Source organism: Rhodovulum sp. ES.010 (assembly GCF_900142935.1).
GTDB lineage: Bacteria > Pseudomonadota > Alphaproteobacteria > Rhodobacterales > Rhodobacteraceae > Rhodovulum.
Map to the genome: position 1 here is coordinate 2,918,409 of NZ_FSRS01000001.1, position 22,917 is coordinate 2,941,325.

The 22,917-nt window shown below is 69.4% G+C and carries 21 protein-coding genes; 19 read left to right on the forward strand and 2 right to left on the reverse strand.

Going from position 1 to position 22,917, the window contains the following annotated elements; all coding sequences use genetic code 11:
• The first annotated feature begins 61 nt into the window (after positions 1-61).
• The 9 genes from BUR28_RS14360 (at position 62) to BUR28_RS14400 (ending at position 11,669) form a co-directional block, all read left to right on the forward strand.
• Positions 62-1,342 (forward strand): RsmB/NOP family class I SAM-dependent RNA methyltransferase, encoded by a 1,281-nt coding sequence (locus BUR28_RS14360; protein WP_074220743.1) that lies wholly within the window; start codon positions 62-64, stop codon positions 1,340-1,342.
• 85 nt (positions 1,343-1,427) lie between these two features.
• Positions 1,428-3,221, forward strand: coding sequence for a heparinase II/III family protein (locus BUR28_RS14365; RefSeq protein WP_074220744.1), 1,794 nt, complete (start codon positions 1,428-1,430; stop codon positions 3,219-3,221).
• Positions 3,222-3,226: 5 nt separating this feature from the next.
• Positions 3,227-4,816, forward strand: coding sequence for a bifunctional phosphoribosylaminoimidazolecarboxamide formyltransferase/IMP cyclohydrolase (gene purH, locus BUR28_RS14370; RefSeq protein ID WP_074220745.1), 1,590 nt, complete (start codon positions 3,227-3,229; stop codon positions 4,814-4,816).
• A gap of 4 nt (positions 4,817-4,820) precedes the next feature.
• Positions 4,821-5,291 carry a signal peptidase II gene (gene lspA, locus BUR28_RS14375; RefSeq protein ID WP_074220746.1) on the forward strand — a complete coding sequence of 157 codons (471 nt, stop codon included), beginning with the start codon at positions 4,821-4,823 and terminating at the stop codon, positions 5,289-5,291.
• 53 nt (positions 5,292-5,344) lie between these two features.
• Positions 5,345-5,860 (forward strand): DUF3035 domain-containing protein, encoded by a 516-nt coding sequence (locus BUR28_RS14380; RefSeq protein ID WP_074220747.1) that lies wholly within the window; start codon positions 5,345-5,347, stop codon positions 5,858-5,860.
• An 87-nt stretch (positions 5,861-5,947) separates the two neighbouring features.
• Complete coding sequence (locus BUR28_RS14385) at positions 5,948-7,294, forward strand: M16 family metallopeptidase (protein WP_074220748.1); 1,347 nt, start codon at positions 5,948-5,950, stop codon at positions 7,292-7,294.
• On the forward strand, positions 7,291-8,610 hold the full coding sequence (locus BUR28_RS14390; RefSeq protein WP_074220749.1) for a M16 family metallopeptidase: 1,320 nt from the start codon (positions 7,291-7,293) through the stop codon (positions 8,608-8,610). Before BUR28_RS14385 ends, BUR28_RS14390 begins: the two co-directional genes overlap by 4 nt.
• 42 nt (positions 8,611-8,652) lie before the next feature.
• Positions 8,653-10,485 (forward strand): DNA mismatch repair endonuclease MutL, encoded by a 1,833-nt coding sequence (gene mutL, locus BUR28_RS14395; protein WP_074220750.1) that lies wholly within the window; start codon positions 8,653-8,655, stop codon positions 10,483-10,485.
• Positions 10,482-11,669, forward strand: coding sequence for a DNA recombination protein RmuC (locus BUR28_RS14400; RefSeq protein ID WP_074220751.1), 1,188 nt, complete (start codon positions 10,482-10,484; stop codon positions 11,667-11,669). The genes mutL and BUR28_RS14400 overlap by 4 nt, the downstream gene beginning before the upstream one ends.
• A gap of 3 nt (positions 11,670-11,672) precedes the next feature.
• On the opposite strand, the gene BUR28_RS14405 is transcribed toward BUR28_RS14400, so the two are convergent.
• Both BUR28_RS14405 and BUR28_RS14410 read right to left on the reverse strand, forming a co-directional pair.
• Entirely contained in the window at positions 11,673-12,323 is a 651-nt protein-coding gene (locus tag BUR28_RS14405) for a ChrR family anti-sigma-E factor (RefSeq protein ID WP_074220752.1), read from the reverse strand.
• 10 nt (positions 12,324-12,333) lie between these two features.
• Positions 12,334-12,846, reverse strand: coding sequence for a sigma-70 family RNA polymerase sigma factor (locus BUR28_RS14410; RefSeq protein WP_371441619.1), 513 nt, complete (start codon positions 12,844-12,846; stop codon positions 12,334-12,336).
• A gap of 294 nt (positions 12,847-13,140) precedes the next feature.
• On the opposite strand from BUR28_RS14410, the gene BUR28_RS14415 reads away from it, so the two are divergent.
• The 10 genes from BUR28_RS14415 (at position 13,141) to BUR28_RS14460 (ending at position 22,737) form a co-directional block, all read left to right on the forward strand.
• Entirely contained in the window at positions 13,141-14,436 is a 1,296-nt protein-coding gene (locus BUR28_RS14415; protein ID WP_074220753.1) for an NAD(P)/FAD-dependent oxidoreductase, read from the forward strand.
• Positions 14,433-15,197, forward strand: a complete 765-nt coding sequence (locus BUR28_RS14420; RefSeq protein ID WP_074220754.1) for a DUF1365 domain-containing protein — start codon at positions 14,433-14,435, stop codon at positions 15,195-15,197. Before BUR28_RS14415 ends, BUR28_RS14420 begins: the two co-directional genes overlap by 4 nt.
• Positions 15,197-16,438 (forward strand): MFS transporter, encoded by a 1,242-nt coding sequence (locus tag BUR28_RS14425; protein WP_074220755.1) that lies wholly within the window; start codon positions 15,197-15,199, stop codon positions 16,436-16,438. The genes BUR28_RS14420 and BUR28_RS14425 overlap by 1 nt, the downstream gene beginning before the upstream one ends.
• A complete protein-coding gene (locus BUR28_RS14430; protein ID WP_074220756.1) occupies positions 16,435-16,998 on the forward strand; it encodes a DUF3833 domain-containing protein in 564 nt (187 codons plus the stop codon). Before BUR28_RS14425 ends, BUR28_RS14430 begins: the two co-directional genes overlap by 4 nt.
• The gene (locus BUR28_RS14435) at positions 16,995-17,735 is read left to right on the forward strand and encodes an SDR family NAD(P)-dependent oxidoreductase (protein ID WP_074220757.1); all 741 of its coding nucleotides are present in this window, start codon (positions 16,995-16,997) and stop codon (positions 17,733-17,735) included. Before BUR28_RS14430 ends, BUR28_RS14435 begins: the two co-directional genes overlap by 4 nt.
• Positions 17,736-17,812: 77 nt before the next feature.
• Positions 17,813-18,136, forward strand: coding sequence for a DUF3775 domain-containing protein (locus BUR28_RS14440; RefSeq protein WP_074221672.1), 324 nt, complete (start codon positions 17,813-17,815; stop codon positions 18,134-18,136).
• Positions 18,137-18,537: 401 nt separating this feature from the next.
• On the forward strand, positions 18,538-19,791 hold the full coding sequence (locus tag BUR28_RS14445; protein WP_083626664.1) for an ABC transporter substrate-binding protein: 1,254 nt from the start codon (positions 18,538-18,540) through the stop codon (positions 19,789-19,791).
• A gap of 67 nt (positions 19,792-19,858) precedes the next feature.
• A complete protein-coding gene (locus tag BUR28_RS14450) occupies positions 19,859-20,731 on the forward strand; it encodes a carbohydrate ABC transporter permease (RefSeq protein ID WP_074221674.1) in 873 nt (290 codons plus the stop codon).
• Positions 20,728-21,621: a carbohydrate ABC transporter permease gene (locus BUR28_RS14455; protein ID WP_074220758.1), complete on the forward strand. Its 894-nt coding sequence runs from the start codon at positions 20,728-20,730 to the stop codon at positions 21,619-21,621. The genes BUR28_RS14450 and BUR28_RS14455 overlap by 4 nt, the downstream gene beginning before the upstream one ends.
• A gap of 3 nt (positions 21,622-21,624) precedes the next feature.
• Positions 21,625-22,737 carry an ABC transporter ATP-binding protein gene (locus BUR28_RS14460; protein ID WP_074220759.1) on the forward strand — a complete coding sequence of 371 codons (1,113 nt, stop codon included), beginning with the start codon at positions 21,625-21,627 and terminating at the stop codon, positions 22,735-22,737.
• The last annotated feature ends 180 nt before the right edge of the window (positions 22,738-22,917 follow it).

Sequence of the window (22,917 nt, forward strand, 5' to 3'; positions counted from 1 at the left end):
TTGCCGGTCCGCTCCCGCTGATATACCCGTGCCCGGTCCTTGGGCAAGCGGAGGCATCACGATGGCCGGAACGGGCGACAGGGCGCGGGGCGCGGCGCTGCGGCTCTTGCGCGCGGTTCTGGAGGAGCATCGGCTGATCGCCGAACTCGCCGCGGCGGGCGGGCCGCTCGACATGCTGGAGCCCGCCGAAGCCGCGCGCGCCCGGCGGCTCGCGCTGGCCACGTTGCGCCACCTGGGCCGCGCCGATGCCGTGCTGAAACCCCATCTGCGCAAGCCGCCGCCGCCCGCCATCCGCGCGATCCTGCGGCTCGCCACGGTCGAGATGCTGGAGGCCGGTGCGGCGGCGCATGGCGCGGTGGACGCGGCGGTCGGGCTGGCCCGCGCCAACGGACGCACCCGCGCCTATGCGGGTCTCGTCAACGCGGTCCTCCGCAAGGTGGCCGCGACCCCGCCCGAGACCTGGGCGGCGCTGCCGCCGCAGCGCCTGCCGGGCTGGCTGCGCGGGCGGCTCGACAGCGCCTGGGGCCGGGCCGCGGTCACCGGGATCGAGGCGGCCCATGCGGCGGGCGCGCCGCTGGACCTGACGCCGAAGGACGGCGAGGCCGCGGCGCTGGCCGCACGGCTGGGCGGGGCGGTCCTGCCGACCGGATCGGTCCGGCTGACAGGTCGGGCGCAGGTCTCGGCGCTGGCGGGATATGCGGAGGGCGCGTGGTGGGTGCAGGATGCCGCCGCGGCGCTGCCCGCGAAGCTGCTCGCGCCGCGCCCCGGTGCGCGCGTCGTCGACCTTTGCGCGGCGCCGGGCGGCAAGACCATGCAACTGGCCGCCTCCGGGGCCGCCGTCACGGCGGTGGACCTTTCCGAGGCGCGCATGGCGCGGGTGGAAGAGAACCTCGCCCGGACGCAGCTTGCGGCGGATCTGGTGGTCGCCGACGCGCTGTCCTGGGCGCCGGACAGGCCCGCCGATGCGGTCCTGCTCGACGCGCCCTGTTCGGCCACCGGCACGGTGCGCCGCCACCCGGACCTGCCCTTTGCCAAGGATGCCGCGTCGATCCGGCCGCTCTTCGCGCTGCAGGCCGCGTTGATCGACCGGGCGGTCGGGATGCTCGCCCCCGGCGGGCGGCTGGTCTACTGCACCTGCTCGCTGCTGCCCGAGGAGGGCGAGGCCCAGGTTGCGGCCGCGCTGGACCGCCATCCCGACCTGCTGCCGATGCCGGCCGAGGCCCCGTGGATCGAGCCCGCATGGCAGACCGCACATGGCGCCCTGCGCCTCAGGCCCGACTTCTGGCCGGAGCGCGGCGGAATGGACGGGTTCTACATCGCCTGTCTGGGCAAATCCGGTTGAGGCCGGGTTTTGGCCGGTGACAGCCGACAGGCCCCCCGGTATCCTTCCCCCGCAGGCATCGAGGCCCAAGAGCAGACCCGAGCAGATGGCAGGCGGCTTTCAGAGCGACCCGGCGCCCCGGCGGCGCGGCGACTGGAGGAATGGGCTCCAGGCGCGTCTCTCGGCGTTCGCGCGCCCGGTGCCCGGCCTCGTGTCGCAGCCGGAGCCCCGCTCCATCGGCAGTTTCGCGCGGGGGCGGCAGCTTTGCGTGGGCAGCTTCCTGTTCGAGGGCGGCCTGGTCGAGGCGCCGGGCGCCGCGATCTGGGACCTGGACATGCCGGACGCGCGCTTCGAGGCCGCGCTGCACGGGTTCGCCTGGCTCGACGATCTCGCGGCCGCGGGCGACGGCGCGGCCCGCCGGCGCGCGCAGGACTGGACGCTGAACTGGATCGCCCGGTTCGGGCGCGGCCGTGGGCCGGGGTGGGCGCCCGCGCTTGCGGGGCGCCGGCTGATCCGATGGCTGCATCACGCGGTGATGCTGTTGAACGGGCTCGATCGGGCGCAGTCCGAGGCGATCTTCCGGTCCTTCGCCCGGCAGGCACGGTTCCTCGCCCGCCGCTGGCCGGGCGCCCGCCCCGGCCTGCCGCGGATCGAGGCGCTGACGGGGCTGATCTATGCCGCGCTTTTCCTCACGGGCATGCAGCGCCACCTCGGCCCCGCGCTGCGCGCGCTGGACAAGGAATGCGACCGCGAGATCGACGATGGCGGCGCGCTGCCCTCGCGCAATCCCGAAGAGCTGCTGGAGGTCTTTACCCTGCTGATCTGGGCCGAGGCCGCGCTGCGGGAGGCCGGCCGCGACGCGGGCCCCGCCCATCGCGGGGCGATCCAGCGCATCGCGCCGACGCTCAGGGCGCTGCGCCATGCCGATGGCGGGCTTGCGCGGTTCCATGGCGGCGGGCGCGGGGCGGAAGGGCGGCTGGACCAGGCGCTGGCCGAGTCGGGCGTCAAGCCCCGGCCGGTGCGGGGGCTCGCGATGGGCTATGCGCGGCTCTCCTCGGGCCGCACCACGGTTCTGGTGGATGCGGCCGCGCCGCCGCCGCCCCCGCTGTCGCGGGAGGCCCATGCCTCGACGCTCGCCTTCGAGCTGACCTCGGGCCGGCGGCCGGTGATCGTGAATTGCGGCTCGGGCGCGCCGTTCGGGGCCGCGTGGCGCCGCGCCGGGCGGGCCACGCAGTCGCATTCCACGCTGGCGATCAAGGGATTCTCGTCCTCGCGGCTGGCCCCGGCGAAGAAGGACCACGGCCGGGCGCTGCTGGCCGAGGTGCCGAAATCCGTCGAGGCCCGGCAGGAGACCGGCGTCGCGGGCCACAGCCTCACGGTCTGGCATGACGGTTACGCGCCGACCCACGGGCTGACCCATGTGCGCCAGCTTCTGCTGGCCTATGACGGGCGGGCGCTGTCGGGCGAGGACACGCTGGCCGCCTTCACCGACGAGGAACGCGCCGCGTTCGACAAGACCATGGCCCGGTCGCGGCAGCAGGGCGTGGCCTTCGACATCCGGTTCCACCTGCACCCGGACGTGGATGCCGAGATCGACATGGGCGGCACCGCCGTCTCGCTCGCGCTGAAAAGCGGCGAGATATGGGTGTTTCGCCATGACGGGGCCGCGGAATTGCGGCTCGACCCGAGCGTCTACCTCGAAAAGGGGCGGGAAACGCCCCGCGCGACGAAACAAGTCGTTCTCTCCGCCCGCGTGATGGATTATGCGAGCCTCATCACATGGACCCTGGCCAAGGCCCAGGACACGCCGCGCGCCCTGCGCGACCTCGACCGCGAGGACGAGTTCGAGGGGGTGGCGTTTCCCTGGTCGCGGCCGGATCGACCCGAAGACGAAGGATGAGCCCCATGACCGACCTCGTGCCCCTGCGCCGCGCCCTGATTTCCGTGTCCGACAAGGAGGGGCTGGTCGAGCTGGGCCAGGCGCTGGCGGCGCGCGGCGTCGAGATCCTGTCGACCGGCGGCACCGCCCGGACGCTGCGCGAGGCGGGGATCGGCGTGGTCGACGTGTCGGATGTGACCGGCTTTCCCGAGATGATGGACGGCCGGGTCAAGACGCTGCACCCGATGGTGCATGGCGGGTTGCTGGCGCTCAGGGACAATCCCGACCACGTCGCCGCGATGGACAAGCACGGGATCGGGCCGATCGACCTTCTGGTGGTGAACCTCTACCCGTTCGAGGCGACGGTCGAGTCGGGCGCGGACTATGGCGAATGCATCGAGAACGTCGATATCGGCGGCCCGGCGATGATCCGCGCGGCGGCCAAGAATCATGCCTTCGTCGGCGTGATCGTCGATACCGAGGATTACGCCGCGCTGCAGGTGGAACTGGAAAAGAACGGGGGCGCGACCTCCTACGACTTCCGGCAGACGCTGGCGCAGCGGGCCTATGCGCGCACCGCGGCCTATGACGCGTCGGTCTCGACCTGGATGGCGCGGGCGCTGGGCGAGGCGGCCCCCCGGCGCCGGGCCGTCGCGGGCACGCTGGCCCAGACGCTGCGCTATGGCGAGAACCCGCACCAGCGCGCGGCCTTCTACGTCGACGGTTCGGAGCGGCCCGGCGTGGCGACCGCCAGCCAGTGGCAGGGCAAGGAACTGAGCTACAACAACATCAACGATACCGACGCGGCCTTCGAACTGGTCAGCGAGTTCCTGCCCGCGCAGGGCCCGGCCTGCGCGATCATCAAGCATGCCAATCCCTGCGGCGTGGCGCGGGGCAAGACGCTGGAAGACGCCTATCGCCGCGCCTTCGACTGCGACCGCACCTCGGCCTTCGGGGGCATCGTGGCGCTGAACATGAAGCTCGACGCGCCGACCGCGCGGGCGATCTGCGAGATCTTCACCGAGGTGGTGATCGCGCCCGGCGCGGACGACGCGGCCAAGGAGATCTTCGCGGCCAAGAAGAACCTGCGCCTGCTGACCACCGGGGGGCTGGCGAACCCGGCCGAGCCCGGGCTGCTGCTGCGTCAGGTGTCGGGCGGCTTCCTCGTGCAGGATCGCGACAACGGCCGCCTGAACCGCGATGCGCTGAGCGTGGTGACGCGGCGCGCGCCCACCGAGGCCGAGATCGCCGACATGATGTTCGCCTGGACGGTGGCCAAGCACGTCAAGTCCAACGCGATCGTCTATGTCCGGGAGGGCGCGACCGTGGGCGTCGGTGCGGGGCAGATGAGCCGGGTGGACTCCACCCGCATCGCCGCGCGCAAGGCGATGGACATGGCCGAGGTGCTGGGCCTCGACGCGCCGCTGACCAAGGGCGCGGCGGTGGCGTCGGATGCGTTCTTCCCGTTCCCCGACGGCCTGCTGGCGGCCGCCGATGCCGGGGCGACCGCGGTGATCCAGCCCGGCGGCAGCATGCGTGACGAGGAAGTCATCGCGGCCGCCGACGAGGCCGGCCTTGCCATGGTCTTCACCGGCATGCGCCATTTCCTGCACTGACGCGATGCGGGTTCTGGGGATATCCGCGCTGCTGGTCTTCGTGCTCGACCAGGTGTCGAAGGTCTATGTCGTGCACGTTCTGGGCCTCGCGGAGCGGTTGCGCATCGATGTCTGGCCGCCCTATCTGAACCTGCGCATGGCCTGGAACCGCGGGGTGAATTTCGGCCTGCTCTCCAATGACAGCGACCTGGGCCGCTGGCTGCTGATCGGCGTGGCGCTGGCGATTTCGGCCGGGGTCACCGTCTGGATGGCGCGGGGCGCGCACGGGACCGCCGCGCTGGTCTCGGCGGGATTGCTGGTGGGCGGGGCGCTGGGCAATGTCGTGGACCGGGTGCTGTACGGGGCGGTCGCGGACTTCCTGAACATGTCCTGCTGCGGCATCGACAACCCCTACGCGTTCAACGTGGCCGACATCTCGATCTTCGCCGGGGCGCTGGGACTGGTGGCCTTCACCGGCCGCGAGAACACCCCGTGACGGCGCGCTGCGCTTGCGCTAAACAGGGCGCGATCGGACGGAGGAGCAACGCGATGCGTTCCGCGCGGATGGTGGTTCTGGGGGCGGCAGTCGCCGCGACGCTGGCCGGCTGCAGCCGGGATGCCACGCCCGAACTGATGAACCTGCGCTCGCAGACGCGGGGGCCGGACGAGTTCGGCGTGCTGCCGCGCAAGCCGCTGGAAATGCCACAGAACCTGGCGGAACTGCCCGCGCCCACGCCGGGCGCACCGTCCCGCACCGATCCCACGCCCGAGGCCGATGCGATCATCGCGCTGGGCGGCAACCCGGCGCGTGCGGTGTCCGGCGACCGGGGGCTGGTTTCCCATGTCTCGCGGTTCGGCGTCAGCCCGTCGATCCGCCAGACGCTCGCCGCCGAGGATCTCGCGTATCGCCGCCAGAACGATGGCCGGCTGCTCGAACGCTGGTTCAACGTGAACGTCTATTTCAAGGCCTACCGCCCGCAGTCGCTCGATCAGCATGCCGAGTTGGAACGCTGGCGCCGCGCCGGCGCGCGCAACGTGGGCGCGCCGCCCGAAACGGCGGAGTGACCCGGCTCACAACTGCGTGGCGCACCGTTGAAAGGGCGCCCGGACCGCGTACCTTGTGACCAACGGAGTCCCAGGGGAGAAAGGTCGATGCCGCTGATCCGCCGCGCGCTTGTCGCGTTGATGCTGTTGCCGCTGCCGGGTCGTGCCGAACCCGTGACGTCTTTCACCCTCGACAACGGGCTCGACGTCGTGGTGATCGAGGATCACCGGGCGCCGGTCGCCGTGCACATGGTGTGGTACCGGGTCGGCGCCGCGGACGAGCCGCCGGGCAGGTCCGGCATCGCGCATTTCCTGGAACATCTGATGTTCAAGGGCACCGATGACCTGGCGCCCGGCGAGTTCTCGGCCATCGTCCAGGCCAATGGCGGCAACGACAACGCCTTCACCTCGTGGGATTACACGGCCTATTTCCAGCGCGTGGCCGCCGACCGGCTGGGCCTGATGATGGAGATCGAGGCGGACCGGATGACCGGTCTGACGCTGGCCGAGGAGCACACGCTGACGGAGCGCGACGTGATCCTGGAGGAACGCAACCAGCGGACCGAGAACAACCCGGGCGCGCTGATGGGCGAGCAGCGCCGCGCCGCGCAGTATCTCAACCACCCCTACGGCACGCCGATCATCGGGTGGCGGCACGAGATCGCAAAGCTCACCAAGGCCGACGCGCTGGACTTCTACCGGACCTATTACGCGCCCGACAATGCGATCCTCGTTGTGGCCGGCGACGTGTCGCCCGACGCGGTGCGCGCGCTCGCCGAAGAGCATTACGCGAGCCTTCCGCCCTCCGAGGCGCTGCCCGCGCGCGTCCGCCCGCAGGAGCCGCCGCAACGGGCCGAACGGCGGCTGAGCTTTGCCGACCCGCGCGTGGCGCAGCCCTACGTGATGCGCAGCTATCTGGCCCCGGAACGCGACCCCGGCGACCAGGGGCGCGCGGCGGCGCTGACCTATCTGGCCGCGATCCTCGGCGGCGAGGGGGCGAACTCGGTGCTGGGCGACAGGCTGCAGTTCGACGCGCAGACCGCGCTTTACACCTCGGCGTTCTACGACGGGCTTTCGCTCGACGACACCACCTTCGGCATCGTGGTGGTGCCGGCGCCGGGCGTCAGCCTGACCGAGGCGGAGGCGGCGCTGGACGACGCCCTGGCCGCCTTCCTCGACGAGGGCATCGACCCCGACCTGTTCGAGACGATTCGCACGCAACTGCGCGCCTCGGAAATCTATGCGCGCGACAGCGTGGACAGCCTGGCGCGGCGTTACGGCAGGGCGCTGGCCTCGGGGCTTTCGGTCGAGGATGTGCAGGCCTGGCCCGATATCCTGCAACGGGTCACGCCCGAGGACGTGATGGCGGCCGCGCGTGACGTTCTGGACCGCAACAGGGCGGTGACGGCCTGGCTGGAGCGGCCCGCCGAGCCGGCCGCGGAGGTGACGCAATGAGCATGATCCGTCTGGTCGTCGCCGCGAGCCTGGCGCTGTGGCTGGCGGTGCCCGCCCGCGCGGCGGTGGACATCCGGGAGGTGACGTCGCCCGGCGGCATCGAGGCCTGGCTGGTGGAAAGCCACGACATCCCGTTCGTGGCGCTGGAAATCCGTTTTCGCGGCGGCGCAAGCCTGGACACGGAGGGCAAGGCCGGCGCGACCAACCTGATGACGGCGCTGCTGGAGGAAGGCGCGGGCGAGATGGATGCCCGTGCCTTCGTCCGGGCGCGCGACGCGCTGGCGGCGTCCTTCCGCTTCGACGCGGGGCAGGATTCGCTGCGCGTCTCGGCGCGGATGCTGAGCGAGAACCGCGACGCGGCGGTGGAGCTTCTGCGGCAGGCCCTGCACGCGCCGCGCTTCGACGAGGACGCGATCGAGCGGGTGCGCGCGCAAGTCATCGCCGCGATCCGGTCCGACGCCAAGGACCCGAACGCGATTGCCGCGCAGACCTTCGACCGCCTGGCCTTTGCAGACCACCCCTACGGCAGGCCCGTCGACGGCACCGAGGAGAGCGTGGCGGCCCTGACGCGCGACGATCTGAGGGAGGCCCATGGCCGCGCCATCGCCCGCGACCGCGTGTATGTCGCCGCCGTGGGCGACATCACCGCCGAAGACCTTGGCGCGCTTCTCGATACGCTGTTCGAGGGCGTGCCGGAAAACGGGGCCCCGCTGCCCGGTGCGGCCGATTACGGCCTGGAGGGGGGCACGACGGTGGTGCCCTTCGACACGCCGCAATCGGTTGCGGTGTTCGGTCACGAGGGCATGGCGCGCGACGATCCCGACTTTTTCGCCGCTTACGTGATGAACGAGGTTCTGGGCGCGGGCGGGTTCGAGTCGCGCCTGATGAAGGAGGTGCGGGTCAAGCGCGGCCTGACCTACGGCGTCTATTCCTACATCTACCCGATGGACCATGCCGCGCTGATGCTGGGCCAGGTCGCCTCGGCCAACGACAAGGTCGCCGAGGCGATCGCCGTGATCCGGGACGAATGGGCGCGGATGGCCGAGACCGGCGTCACCGAGCAGGAACTGGAGGACGTCAAGACCTACCTGACCGGCGCCTACCCGCTGCGCTTCGACGGCAATGCGCCGATCGCGCGCATCCTCGTGGGCATGCAGATGGAGGGGCTGAGCCCCGATTACGTGAACACCCGCAACGACAGGATCATGGCGGTCACGCTGGACGAGGTCCGCCGGGTGGCGGACGAGTTGCTGCAGCCCGAGCGGCTGCATTTCGTGGTTGTCGGCCGTCCCGAGGGGATCGAGACGACGAACTAAGACCGGTGGCAGAATCGGCGGGTGCGTGCTAAGCCTTGTGGTATGAACTCGCCGACCCCCAATATACACGCCGATCTTCCGCGTATCCGCCAACTCGACGAAGCCGCGATCAACCGCATCGCGGCCGGCGAGGTCGTGGAGCGGCCGGCCTCGGCGGTGAAGGAACTGGTCGAGAACGCGCTGGACGCCGGCGCGCGGCGCATCGAGGTCGGCATCGCGCATGGCGGCAAGACGCTGATCCGCGTGGCCGATGATGGCCATGGCATCAGGCCGGCGGACTTGCCGCTGGCGCTTGCGCGCCACGCGACGTCCAAGATCGACGGGTCCGACCTGCTCGACATTTCCAGCTTCGGCTTTCGCGGCGAGGCGCTGCCGTCGCTCGGCGCGGTGGGGCGGCTGACGATCACCTCGCGCGCCGACGGGGCCGAGGCCGCGCGGATCGCGGTGTCCGGCGGGCGGATCGCGCCGGTGAGCCCCGCCGCGCTGTCCCGCGGCACGGTGGTCGAGCTGCGCGACCTGTTCTTTGCCACGCCCGCGCGGCTGAAATTCCTGCGCACCGACCGGGCCGAGGCGCAGGCGATCGGGGATGTGGTCAAGCGCCTGGCGATGGCCGAGCCCTTCGTGGGCTTCACCCTGCGCGATCTGTCGGATGGCGGCGAGGGCCGGGTGACCTTCCGCGCCGATCCCGAGACGGGCGACCTTTTCGATGCGCTCCACGGCCGGCTGGCCCGCATCCTCGGGGCCGAGTTCGCCGCGAACGCGCTGAGGATCGACGCCGAGCGCGAGGGCGTGTCGCTTGTCGGCTACGCGGCGTTGCCGACCTATTCCCGCGGCGCGGCGGTGGCGCAGTACCTCTTCGTCAACGGCCGCCCGGTGCGGGACAAGCTGCTGATCGGCGCGCTGCGCGCCGCCTATGCCGATTTCCTGTCGCGCGACCGCCACCCGGCGGCGGCCCTGTTCGTGGAATGCGATCCCCACCGGGTCGACGTGAACGTGCACCCGGCCAAGGCCGAGGTCCGGTTCCGCGACCCCGGCGTGGTGCGCGGGCTGATCGTCTCGGCGCTGCGCCACGCGCTGGCCGGGGCGGGGCATCGCGCGTCGACCACCGTCGCGGGCGAGACGCTGGGCGCGATGCGGCCCGAGCCCGCAGCCCCGCGCGTCTACCAGATGGACCGGCCGTCGCCGCAGGCGGTCGCCGTCGCCCGCACCGCGCAGGCGCCGCAGCCCGTCGCGCCGGGCCTGGCCGAACCCTCGGCGCGCTTCGAGGCGGCCGAACCCGCGCCCGAGACCGAAACGCTGCCCCTCGGGGCGGCCCGTGCGCAGGTCCACGAAAACTACATCGTCGCCCAGACCGGGGCCGGCATCGTCATTGTCGACCAGCATGCCGCGCATGAACGCCTGGTCTACGAAAAGCTCAAGCGCCAGGTGGACGAGACCGGCGTGGCCGCGCAGGCGCTGCTGATCCCCGAGATCGTGGACCTGTCGGAAGATGACGTCGCGCGGCTGATGGGCCATGCCGAGACCCTCGCCCGGCTGGGCCTGACGGTCGAGCCGTTCGGGCCGGGGGCCGTGGCGGTGCGCGAAACGCCGGCGCTTCTGGGCGAGGTGGACGCGGGGGCCTTGATCCGCGACATCCTGGACGAGATCGCCGATCTGGGCGACAGCCAGACGCTTCGGTCCCGGATCGAGGCGATCCTGTCCCGCGTCGCCTGCCATGGCTCCATACGGTCCGGGCGCCGGATGCGGGCGGACGAGATGAACGCGCTGCTGCGCGAGATGGAGGCGACACCCCATTCCGGCCAGTGCAACCACGGGCGGCCCACCTATGTCGAGTTGAAGCTGTCCGATATCGAAAGGCTGTTCGGGCGGCGATGATCGAGATCGGCAAGGAGATCGTCGTCGGCGGCCGGGTGTACACCTGGGACGATCCGCTTGTGCTCGGGACGGGCGCGGTTGCGGTGCTGGTTCTGGTCGTGCTCACGCTGCTGGTGCTGGCCGTGCGCCGTGCCGGGCGCTCGGCGGCGCTGGCCGAGCCCTTGATCTACCAGATGGACCAGCTCGCCCGCCGGGTCGAGAGCCTGGGCCACGGGCAGCAACAGCTGGCCGGAGGGCTGACGCATGTGTCCGAGGCGCAGGCGGCCAGCCAGACGAACCTCCTGAAGCTGATGGAGGCCCGCCTCGGCCAGGTCACCGAGCAGATGAACCGCAACCTGGAGGGCGCGTCGCGGCGCACGGCGCTGTCCCTGGGCGAATTGCAGCAGCGGCTGGTGACGATCGACAAGGCGCAGGCCAATATCGAGAAGCTGTCGGGCGATGTGCTGTCGTTGCAGGACATCCTGTCGAACAAACAGACCCGCGGCGCGTTCGGCGAAATCCAGTTGCAGGACATCGTCGGCAAGGCCCTGCCGAAGGACAGCTACGATCTGCAGGTGACGTTGTCGAACGGCAAGCGGGCCGATTGCCTGATCCGCCTGCCCAATCCGCCCGGTCCCCTCGTGATCGATTCCAAGTTCCCGCTGGAGGCCTACGAGGCGTTGCGCCGCGCGGAAACGCAATGGGACCTCAACGAGGCGGCGAAGCAGCTGCGCACGTCCGTGCGGGCGCATATCAAGGCGATCTCGGAGAAATACATCCTGGAGGGCGAGACCGCGGACGGCGCGCTGATGTTCCTGCCGTCCGAGGCGGTCTATGCGGAACTGCACGCGAATTTCCCGGAGCTGGTGCGGGACGGCTTCGAGGCGCGGGTCTGGATCGTGTCGCCCACCACCTGCATGGCGACGCTGAACACCATGCGCGCGATCCTCAAGGACGCGCGGATGCGCGAGCAGGCCGGCGCGATCCGCCGCACGCTGAAGCAGTTGCACCGGGACGTGGAACTGGTGGTGGAGCGGGTGAACAAGCTGGACACCCATTTCAGCCAGGCGCGCGCCGATCTGGACGGCATCGGGGTCGCCGCCGAGCGGGCCGGCAAACGCGCCGCCAGGCTCGACAATTTCGACTTCGAGGATCTCGCGCCGGACGAGGAGCGGGTTGTCGCCCTCACCAAGCCCGGCGAATGACGGTCAGATGCCGATGAACGGCTGGGCGATTCGCGGCAGCAGACCGGAGAACTTCAACGGCGCGTCGGTCGCGGCGAGGCAAATGCAGTCCCGCCCCGGCGCGGCGACGGGCGTGTGGCTGAGTTCCTCGTTCGCGACTTCGACATCGCCGCGCGCGAACAGCCCGTCCGCATCCTCGAACGCGCCCTGCAAGACCATCGTCAACTCGGTGCCCGCGTGCCCGTGCTCGGGCATCGGCATGCCAGCGGGGATGTAGAGCAGGCGCACGGTCGCGTCCCTCGACGTGGCCAGGAGGGCCTGCCGCACCCTGCCGCCCAGCGATTTCCACTGCACCGCCTCGACATCGCCACCGACATAGTCGCGCAGCGGCCTGGGGAACACGCCCGGCACGTCTTCGGCCGCGATCCGGTCGTCCTCGGGTGTGTCGGCGATCAGGCGCATGGTTGCGGCAAAGCTGTCCTCGGACATCGCGCAATCCGGCGCCTCGTCGAGAACGGCGCCCCCGACGGCCTCGAAACTCGCCAGCCGCGCCCGACACTCGTCGCAAAGCGACACATGCGTCGCGACGACAAGGCTGAACGCCTCGGGCAGCGAACCCGCGGCATAGGCCATCAGCAGGTCGTCGGTCAGGTGATGCTTGATTTCACTCGTCATGATAGGCGTCTCACTTCATCTCGTGGCGCAAGCGCTCCAGCGCCAGCCGTATCCTGGATTTTATCGTCCCGAGCGGGAGCCCGGTCTCGGCGGCGATCTCGCTGTGCGACAACTCGCCGAAATAGGCCCGCTCGATCAGAACCCTCTGGTTTTCGGGCAGGGCGGCCAGCGCCTTGCCCAGTTGTTCGCTCTCCTGCTGCAGGGCGACCGTTTCCGCCTGGTCGGGCTCGTGCTCGGGGCCCCAGGACAGATCCTCGGGCTCCGGGCGGCGCTGCTTTCTCAGCGCGTCGATCCGACGGTTTCGCGCGATCGTGAACACCCAGGTCGCCACGCTCGCCCGTTCCGGGTCGAACAGATGCGCCTTGTGCCAGATCGTGGCCATAACCTCCTGCGCACATTCCTCCGCGAGGGCCTGATCGGCCCCCGATCTCATCAGGAACGCCTTCACGCGCGGCGCGAAGTGGCCGAAAAGTTCGGCAAACGCGGCCTGATCCCTTGCGGATCGAACCCGCTTCACCAACACAACCCAGCGCGCGTCGGACGCTTCCCGTTGTTTCACGACCTTAGCCTCGACAGATCGGACCGCAGCTTCTCGCGGACGAGCATAGGACCTGACCAGCAGGCCTGCATCCGATTCCTCGGTGGCACATGAGCCGCTCAACATATCCGGTATACGACCGCAGACCGGGACTGGATCACCGAAACGGCGAAAAAAGAGTCACGCCGCCCGGTTTGGATGCGCCGCCGCCCGCGGCCGGTGGACATGGGGCGGCGGGACGCCATATGCATCGGTCGGACAGATCAGGAGCAGGACCACATGCCTTTCGAAACCGCAGCGGGCGCCCCCCGGCGCATCGCCGTCATCGGTGCCGGGATATCGGGTCTGGGAGCGGCCCATCTTCTCGGGGCGGACCACCGCATCACGCTGTTCGAGGCCGAGACGCGGCTGGGCGGGCATGCGCGGACCGTGCTTGCGGGCAAGCGGGGCGACCAGCCGGTCGATACCGGGTTCATCGTGTTCAACTACGTGAACTACCCGCACCTGACGCGGCTGTTCGACGACCTCGGCGTGCCGGTGGCGAAATCGGACATGAGCTTCGGCGCATCCTTCGACGGCGGGGCCTTCGAATACGGGCTGCGGAACCTCAAGGCCGTGTTCGCCCAGCCCGCGAACGCGCTGAGCCCGAAATATCTGGCGATGCTGCGCGACGTGATGCGGTTCAACGCCAACGCGCTCAGGGTGGCGCGCGACCCGGACATGACCATCGGTGCCTTTCTGAAGGCGCTCGGCACCGGCGACTGGTTCCGCGACCGCTATCTGCTGCCGCTGTCGGGGGCGATCTGGTCGACGCCGTGCCAGGGCATCCTCGACTTCCCCGCCCAGGCGCTGATCCGGTTCTTCGAGAACCACGCGCTGCTCAGCCACACCGGCCAGCACCAGTGGCACACCGTTCAGGGCGGCTCCATCGAGTATGTCCGCCGGCTCGATGCGGCCTTGCGCAAGCACGGTACGGAGATCCGCACCGGCGCGCCGGTCGAGGCGGTCCGGCGCGCCGAGGCGGGCGTCGAATTGCGGGCGCGGGGCGGGGCGTGGGAGGCGTTCGATGCCGTGGTCTTCGCCACCCATGCCGACGATACCCTGGCGATGCTGGCCGACCCGACGCCCGAAGAACGCGCGGCGCTGGGCGCGGTGCGCTACCAGCCCAACGAGGCCGTTCTGCACGCCGATACGTCCCTGATGCCGAAGCGCCGTGCGGCCTGGGCAAGCTGGAACTACACCGAGGCCGCGGGCGGCCCGCGCGACCGGATCGATCTGACCTACTGGATGAACTCGCTGCAGCCGATCCCGGAAAACGATCCGCTGTTCGTGACGCTCAACACCGACCGCGCGATCCGCGACACGCTGATCTACGACACCGTGACCTTCCGTCACCCGGTCTACGACCTTGCGGCGTTGCAGGCGCAGACCAAGATACGGGAGATGAACGGGTTCAACCGGACCTGGTTCTGCGGCGCCTGGATGCGGAACGGGTTCCACGAGGACGGGCTTGCCAGCGCCGTCGACGTGGCCGAGGCCATGAAACGGCGCGAGTCCGAAACGGTGGCGGCATGACGTCGATCGTCGAGCATGTGAGGGGCCAGACCTACCACGAACGGCACGGCGCGGTGCGGCACAAGCTGCATCACACGGTCGATTACGTGCTGATGGATGCCGAGGCCCCCGACCCGACCCACCCCAGCCTGTTCGGCTACAACGAAAAGAAGGTCATGTCGGTCTGGGATGCCGACCACGGCGGCCCGCGCGGTGCCGGGCAGGGCGCGGCCTGGGTGCGCCAGGTGCTGGCCGCGCACGATCTGTTCGCCGCCAAGGGCCGGATCGAGCTGATGACGCTCCCGCGGGTCATGGGGCACGAGTTCAACCCGGTCAGCTTCTGGCTGTGCTACGGCAAGGACGAGGCGCTGCGTGTGGTGATCGCCGAGGTGAGCAACACCTTCGGCGACCGGCATTCCTATCTTTGCCACCACCCCGACCAGCGGCCCATCGGGCGGGCCGACATCCTGACCGCGACCAAGATATTCCACGTTTCGCCGTTCCAGCCCATCGCGGGCGGCTACCGCTTCCGCTTCGATATCCGCCCCGACAAGGTGGGCATCTGGATCGACTACTCGGCGGGTGACGAAGAAGGGCTTTACGCCACCCTCACCGGACCGCGCCGGCCGCTGACGAACTGGACGATCGTCAAGAGCATGGTGCGCCGGCCCTTCGGGTCGCGCCGGGTGCTGGCGCTGATCCACTGGCATGCGCTCTGGCTGTTCCTCAAGGGCGCCAAGTACCGCCGGCGCCCCGAGCCGCCGGCCGAAGAGGTCTCGTGATGGCCGAGGGGGGCCAGCGGGCGCCGCTGCCCGGATATGCCCTGTTCGCGGCGTTGCTGGCCTCGGCCGGGTTGCCGATCTACATCCACGCGCCGAAATTCTACGTGGACGAGTACGGGGTGAGCCTGGCCGCGCTGGGCGCGGTCCTGTTCGGGCTCAGGCTGTTCGACGTGGTGCAGGACCCCGCGCTGGGCTGGCTGTCGGAACGGCTGCACCGGGTGCGCGGACTGGCGGTCGGGGCGGGGGTCGCGCTGCTGGCGGGATCGATGGCGGCGCTTTTCGCGGTGACGCCGCCGGTGGCCCCGCTCCTGTGGTTCGGGCTGACCCTGACGGGCCTGTTCACCGCGTTCAGCTTTCTCACCATCACGTTCTATGCCCAGGGCGTGTCGCGCGCCGCACGGATGGGCGAGGCCGGCCATGTCCGCGTGGCCGCCTGGCGCGAGACCGGCGCGCTTCTGGGGGTGAGCGCGGCGGCGGTGGCGCCGACGGTCCTGTTGGCGACGGGGGCGCCGTTCGCGCTGTTTTCGGCGGGGTTCGCGGGGCTGGCGATCCTGGCGGCCTTTGCCATGCGCCGCGAATGGGCGCTGCCCATCGCGCCGCAGGACAGCAATTTCCGCGAGGTCCTGGCCGACCCGATCGCGCGCCGGCTCCTGCTCATCGCGCTGGTCAACGCGACGCCCGTGGCGGTGACCTCGACCCTGTTCCTGTTCTTCGTCGAAAGCCGTCTGGCCGCGCCGGGCTGGGAGGGGCCGCTTCTGCTGCTGTTCTTCCTGTCGGCGGCGGCCGCCGCCCCGGCCTGGGGGCTGGCGGCGCGGCGCTGGGGGGAAAGGCCCGCGCTGATCGCGGGCATGGTGCTGTCGATCCTCGCCTTCGGCTACGCCGCGCTGCTGGGGGCCGGCGACATCCTGCCGTTCGCGCTGATCTGCCTGGCCTCGGGCGCGGCGCTTGGCGCCGACATGACGTTGTTGCCCGCCATCTTCGCCGGGCGCATGTCCCATGTCTCGCCGAACGCGGGCCAGGCCTTCGGGCTCTGGTCCTTCGTGTCGAAATTCACGCTGGCCTTCGCCGCCGTGACCCTGCTGCCGCTTCTGGAAAGCACCGGGTTCCGGGCCGGGGCCGACAACCCGCCCGCGGCGCTGGCGATGCTCAGCATTCTCTACGCTCTGGTGCCCTGCGCGCTCAAACTCCTCGCGATCGGGCTTCTGGCCGCGACGCCGCTTACACGGGAGACGATTCGATGAGTCCCTTGCTTGCCTTCTGCCTTGGCCTGCTGGCCGCGGCCGGTCTCGCGGTTCTGCGGGCGCGCAGCCTTGCCTTCCCCGCGCAGCGGGCGTCGGACTACGCGGACAAGGGGCCCGCGTTCGACATGCGCAAGCATCTCGACGGCCCGATCCAGTGCGAGGGCGTGATCTACGGACCCACCGGGCGGGTGGCCTCGCGTTTCGTGGCCGATTTCGAGGCGCGCTGGGACGGCAATACCGGAACGGTCACCGAGGAATTTCGTTACGACAGCGGGGCGACGCAGAGCCGACGCTGGACCTTCACGCTGGGCAATGACGGGTCCATCCGCGCCGAAGCGCCCGATGTCGTCGGCGCGGGCGAGGGTGTACAGAAGGGCTCGGCGGTGCACCTGCGCTACCGGATTCGTCTTCCCGAGGACTCCGGTGGTCATGTGCTCGACACAATCGACTGGATGTATCTTATGGACAACGGAACCATCATGAATCGGAGCCAGTTCCGAAAGTTCGGCATTCCGGTTGCCGAACTGGTGGCGACAATGCGTCCGAAGGAGGCGGTGTGAACGACTGGATCGGCAAACGGTATTGGATTGTTGGCGCAAGCGAGGGGCTGGGCCGGGCCGTGGCTGAGCGGCTCGCGGCGCTGGGCGTGCGCCCGGTGCTGAGCGCACGCACGGAAGAGCGCCTGCAGGACCTGGCGGAGTCGCTGCCGCGGGGCGCGGACGTGGTCACGGTGGACGTGTCGGACGCGGCCTCGGTCAAGGCGGCGGTCGAGAAGGTCGGCGAGATCGACGGGATCGTGTACCTCGCCGGGGTCTATTGGCCGCAGCCCGCGCAGGAGTGGAACGCCGAGCAGGTCGAGGCGATGTTCGACATCAACCTGACCGGCGCGGCGCGCGTTCTGGGCCAGGTCGTTCCGAAGTTCGTCGAGAAGGGCGCGGGGCATATCGTGCTGACCGGCAGCCTGTCGGGGTTCCGCGGCCTGCCCGGCGCCATCGGGTATTGCGCGTCGAAGGCGGGCATCATGTCGCTGGCCGAAAGCATGCATGCCGATCTGCGCGAAAGCGGCATCAAGGTGCAGGTGGTCAATCCCGGCTTCATCCGCACGCGGCTGACCGACAAGAACGACTTCGAGATGCCGTTCATCATGGACCCGGAACCGGCCGCGCATGAATATGTCGAGCACATGATGTCCGACAATTTCTCGCGCAGCTTCCCGACCGTGTTCTCCTGGGTGTTCCGCCTGTCGCAGTTCCTGCCCGACTGGCTGTACTACCCGATTTTCGCGTCCAAGCGCTGAGCCCCCCTTGTACCCGGACCGCGCGCGGGCGACACTTGACGCCCGCGTTCGGAGGAGATCACGACGAGATGGAAGACCTGCTTGAGATCAGCCCGCGGAAGGTGGTGCAAGTCATCTTTCAGGCCCGGGAGAAGCGCATGGCCGAGGCCGAATTGCGCGCCTTCATCGCGGCGATGAACGAGGACGAGAAAGCCAGCCTCGTGGCGTTGACCTGGATCGGGCGCGACACCTTCGATGCCGACGACCTGCAAGAGGCCATCGAGACGGCCAAGACCGAGGCGACGACGCCGACCGAAGACTACCTCGTGAACATGCCGCTTTTCGCGGACTACCTCGAGGCGGGGCTGGAAGCCATCGGGATCAATCCGAGCGAGGTCGAGGAAGACTTCTTCGACCGCTGAGCCCGGCATCGCGGCCGCGTGATCGCCGCGGGGCTGGCATTCCCCGTCCCCGCACGCCCCGTCCCCGCACGCGCCCGCGAAGCGCGAGTACCCGGCATGGCAACGTCCAGTCGCCGGATCGCGTCCCGGTCCGGGCGCCGCCTCCTTTCCGAAGACGAGCCCTGCGGGCCGGCACGCATTTGCGGGGCCGGGCGCCGACCGCGCTTTCCCGGGGCGCGCGGCGCCGGGCGCAGGTGCGGCCCGCCCGGTTCCGGCCGTTGACGGCGGTCAAGACGGGGGCGGGGCAACGCGTGCTAGCTTGACCGGGCGGCCGTTCGCCCCGACACTTGCCGCCCGGACGGAGGAGGAGGCCGGTCGGCCACGGGTGTCCGCGCGCCGCGCCGAACAGAGGAGGAGTTTCCATGTTCCGTATGACCACGATTGTCCCGCTCGCCGCGGTGACGAGCCTCGCACTGGGAAGCGCCGCGCCGGCGCAGGGCACCGTCGAGGTGCTGCACTGGTGGACCTCGGGCGGCGAGGCCAAGGCTGTCGGCGAACTCAAGCAGAGCTTCGAGGATGCCGGGGGCACCTGGGTCGATTCCCCGATCGCGGGTGGCGGCGGCGATGCGGCAATGACGGCGCTGCGCGCGCGCGTGGTGGCGGGCAACCCGCCCACCGCGGTGCAGCTCAAGGGGCCGGGCATCCGGGAATGGGCCGAGCAGGGCGCGCTGGCCGATGTCGAAAGCGTCGCGGAATCCGAGAACTGGGACGACGTGCTGCCGCCGGTGCTGGCCGAGATCATGAAATACGACGGCGACTATGTCGCCGCGCCGGTGAACATCCACCGGGTCGACTGGATGTGGGCCAACCCCGAGGTGCTGGCCCAGGCCGGGATCGAGGAGATGCCGACAACCTGGGACGAATTCAACGCCGCGGCCGACACGCTGATGGAGGCGGGGATCACGCCGCTGGCCCATGGCGGCCAGCCCTGGCAGGACGCGACGCTGTTCGAGAACGTGGTGCTGGGGATCGGCGGGGCCGATTTCTTCCGCGCCGCGCTGGTCGAACTGGACCAGGAGGCGCTGACATCTGACACGATGGTCGCCTCGTTCGACCAGTTGCGGAAGCTGCGCGACTACGTCGACGCCAACTTCTCGGGCCGCGACTGGAACCTTGCCACCGGCATGGTGATGAACGGCGAGGCCGCGTTCCAGATCATGGGCGACTGGGCCAAGGGCGAGTTCCTGGCCGCGGGCCAGGTGCCGGGCGAGGATTTCGTCTGCGCGCCGACGCCGGGCAACGGCTTCGTGCTGAATTCCGACAGCTTCGCCTTCTTCAGGGTCGAGGGCGACGAGAACATCGAGGGCCAGCAGAAGCTGGCCAGCCTGATCATGTCTCCGGGCTTCCAGGAGACGTTCAACCTTGCCAAGGGGTCGATCCCGGCGCGGACCGACGTGTCGCTCGACGATTTCGACCTCTGCGCGCAGCGCTCGCATGACGACCTGGTCGCGGCGATCGAGAACGATGCCCTCGTGCCCTCGATGGCGCACGAGATGGCGGTGCCGCGGTCGGTCCGGGGCGAATTCCTCGACCTCGTGACCGAGTTCTTCAACTCCGACATGAGTTCGGAGGACGCGGCCCAGCGGCTCGCCGACGCGGTTCAGCGCGCGATGTAAGGACAAGGCCCGGCCGGGGGGCGACGCCCCGGCCGCCGCACCGACAGGGGGCAGGGTGCTGACAGCGATTTCACGCGCGATCGAGCGGCGCCTGCCGCTGATGGTGGTTTCGCCGCTCTTCGCGCTGAGCCTGTTCTTTGTCTACGGCTTCATCGCCTGGACGGTCTACATCTCGATGACCGAGTCGCGGATTATGCCGGTCTACGATTTCGCGGGCCTGCTGCAATACGAACGGCTCTGGGACACGCCGCGCTGGTACGTGGCGTTGAAGAACCTGTTTCTCTTCTCGACGCTCTTCATCGGGATCAGCATGGCGCTGGGCATCCTGCTGGCGATCCTGCTGGACCAGCGCATCCGCGTCGAGGGCGTGATCCGCACGATCTACCTCTACCCGATGGCGCTGAGCTTCATCGTGACCGGGACGGTGTGGAAATGGATCCTGAATCCCGGCCTCGGCATCGAGAAGGTGGTGCGCGACTGGGGGTTCGAGAATTTCACCTTCGACTGGCTGGTGAACCCCGATTTCGCGATCTACACCATCGTCATCGCGGGCGTCTGGCAAAGCTCGGGCTACGCGATGGCGCTGTTCCTCGCCGGGCTCCGGTCCGTCGATGACGAGATCCTGAAGGCCGCGGCCATCGACGGGGCGGGGCCGTGGCGGGTCTATACAGGCATCGTGCTGCCGTCCTTGCGCCCGGTCTTCCTGTCGGTGGTCATCATCCTCGCGCATCTGTCGATCAAGAGCTTCGACCTGGTCGTCGCGCTGACCGGCGGCGGGCCGGGATACGCCACGGACATGCCGGCGACCTTCATGTACGCGTTCGCCTTCCAGCGGTCCGAACTGGGGGTGGCGGCGGCGTCGGCGGTGATGATGCTGATGACGATCTGCGCGATCATCGTGCCCTATCTCTATTCCGAACTCCGGGGGGCGCGGAAATGAGGCAGCGGACCACCTCGGGCATCGTGCGCGCCTCCGGTCCCGGGGCCTGGCTCATGCGGGTCGTGCTGTTCGCGATCCTCGGGCTCTTCTGCCTCTACTACCTCTTCCCGCTTTTCGTGATGCTCGCGACCTCGCTGAAATCGCTGGCCGAGATCCGCGAGGGCAGTTTCCTCGCCTTCCCCCGCGACATCGGGTTCGAGGCCTGGGCCAAGGCCTGGGGCTCGGCCTGCGTGGGCGTGCGCTGCGACGGGTTGCAGCCCTATTTCATGAACTCGGTCGCGATGGCGGTTCCGGCTGTGTTTCTGTCAACGACCTTGGGGGCGTTGAACGGCTATGCCCTGACGAAATGGCGCTTTCCGGGTGCCGACATCATCTTTGCGCTGATGCTGTTCGGGGCGTTCATCCCGTTCCAGGTGGTGCTGCTGCCGATGGCGCGCACGCTGGGCGAACTGGGACTGGCGGGCACCGTGCCGGGGCTGGTGCTGGTGCACACGGTCTACGGGCTGGCCTTCACCACGCTGTTCTTCCGCAACTTCTTCATCGGGGTGCCCGACGGGATCGTGCAGGCGGCCAAGGTCGATGGCGCGGGGTTCTTCGGGATCTTCTTCAGGATCGTGCTGCCGATGTCGCTGCCGGCCATCGTGGTCACGGTGATCTGGCAGTTCACCCAGATCTGGAACGACTTCCTGTTCGGCGTGGCGTTCACCGTGGGCGATTCCAACCCGGTGACGGTGGCGCTGAACAACGTGGTGAACACCTCCACGGGGGTGAAGGAATACAATGTCGACATGGCCGCGGCGATCATCGCGGGGCTGCCGACGCTGTTGGTGTACGTCGTCGCCGGCGCCTATTTCGTGCGCGGGCTCTCGGCCGGGGCGGTGAAGGGGTAGGGCATGGCATCGGGCATCCGGCTGGAAAAGCTGCGCAAGAGTTTCGGCGGCAACGAGGTGATCAAGGGGATCGACCTTGACATCGAGCCGGGCGAGTTCGTGGTGCTCGTCGGCCCCTCGGGCTGCGGAAAATCGACCCTTCTGAACCTGATCGCGGGGCTGGAGACCGTGGGCTCGGGCGATATCTTCATCGGCGGCAACAAGGTCAACAAGGTGCCGCCCCGCGACCGCGACATCGCGATGGTGTTCCAGTCCTACGCGCTTTATCCGACCAAGACGGTGGAACAGAACATCACCTTCGGCATGCAGACGCGACGCATCCCGAAGGAGCGGCAGCAGACCGCCGTCGAGGAGTTTTCCAGACTCCTCCAGATCGACCACCTGCTCGACCGCAAGCCCGGCCAGTTGTCGGGCGGCCAGCGCCAGCGGGTCGCGATGGGCCGCGCCTTGGTCCGGCAACCGGAGGTCTTCCTGTTCGACGAGCCGCTTTCCAATCTCGACGCCAAGCTGCGCATAGAGATGCGCACCGAGATCAAGAAGCTGCACCACCGGCTGGGCAAGACCGTGGTCTACGTCACCCATGACCAGATCGAGGCGATGACGCTCGCCACCCGGATCGCGGTGATGGACAACGGCCATATCCGGCAGTTCGCCGATCCGGCCACGATCTACGAGGAGCCCGTCGACATGTTCGTCGCGGGCTTCATGGGCTCGCCGCCGATGAACATGATTCCGGGGCGTCTACGGCGCGACGGTGGCAGGCTTTTCGTTCTTCCGCTTGGCGCGCGCGAGACGCTGCGCTTCCCGATGAGCGGTCCGGCGGGCAAGGACGTGACGGCGCCGGACGGGCACGATGTGGTTCTGGGCCTGCGGCCCGAGACGATCTTCGCCGCCGGCACCGAGCTTCCGGGCGAGCATCGCTACGTTTTCGAGGCGCCCGTCGAGGTGGTGGAACCCACCGGCCCCGACACGATGATCGTGTTCCAGATCGATGGGCGGGACTACATCGCGCGTGTCCGCCCCGAGGACGCCGCGAGACCGGGGTCGGCCTTCCGGTTCGAGGTCGACATGGCCAAGGCCAAGCTCTTCGACGCGGAGACCGGCGAGAGCCTCTGACTTCATGAGATGACGTCGTCCGGCCCCGGGCATCCCGCCCGGTCCTTTAGCTATTCCGAGTAAAAAACTCGGATTGACATGGCTGACTGAATAACTCAGGTTTTATCCAAGGCGTCAGGGCCCGGACGCCGGCAAGGGGGGCAGGATTGCCCGGAAAACGCGACCGACAAAGGGACACGG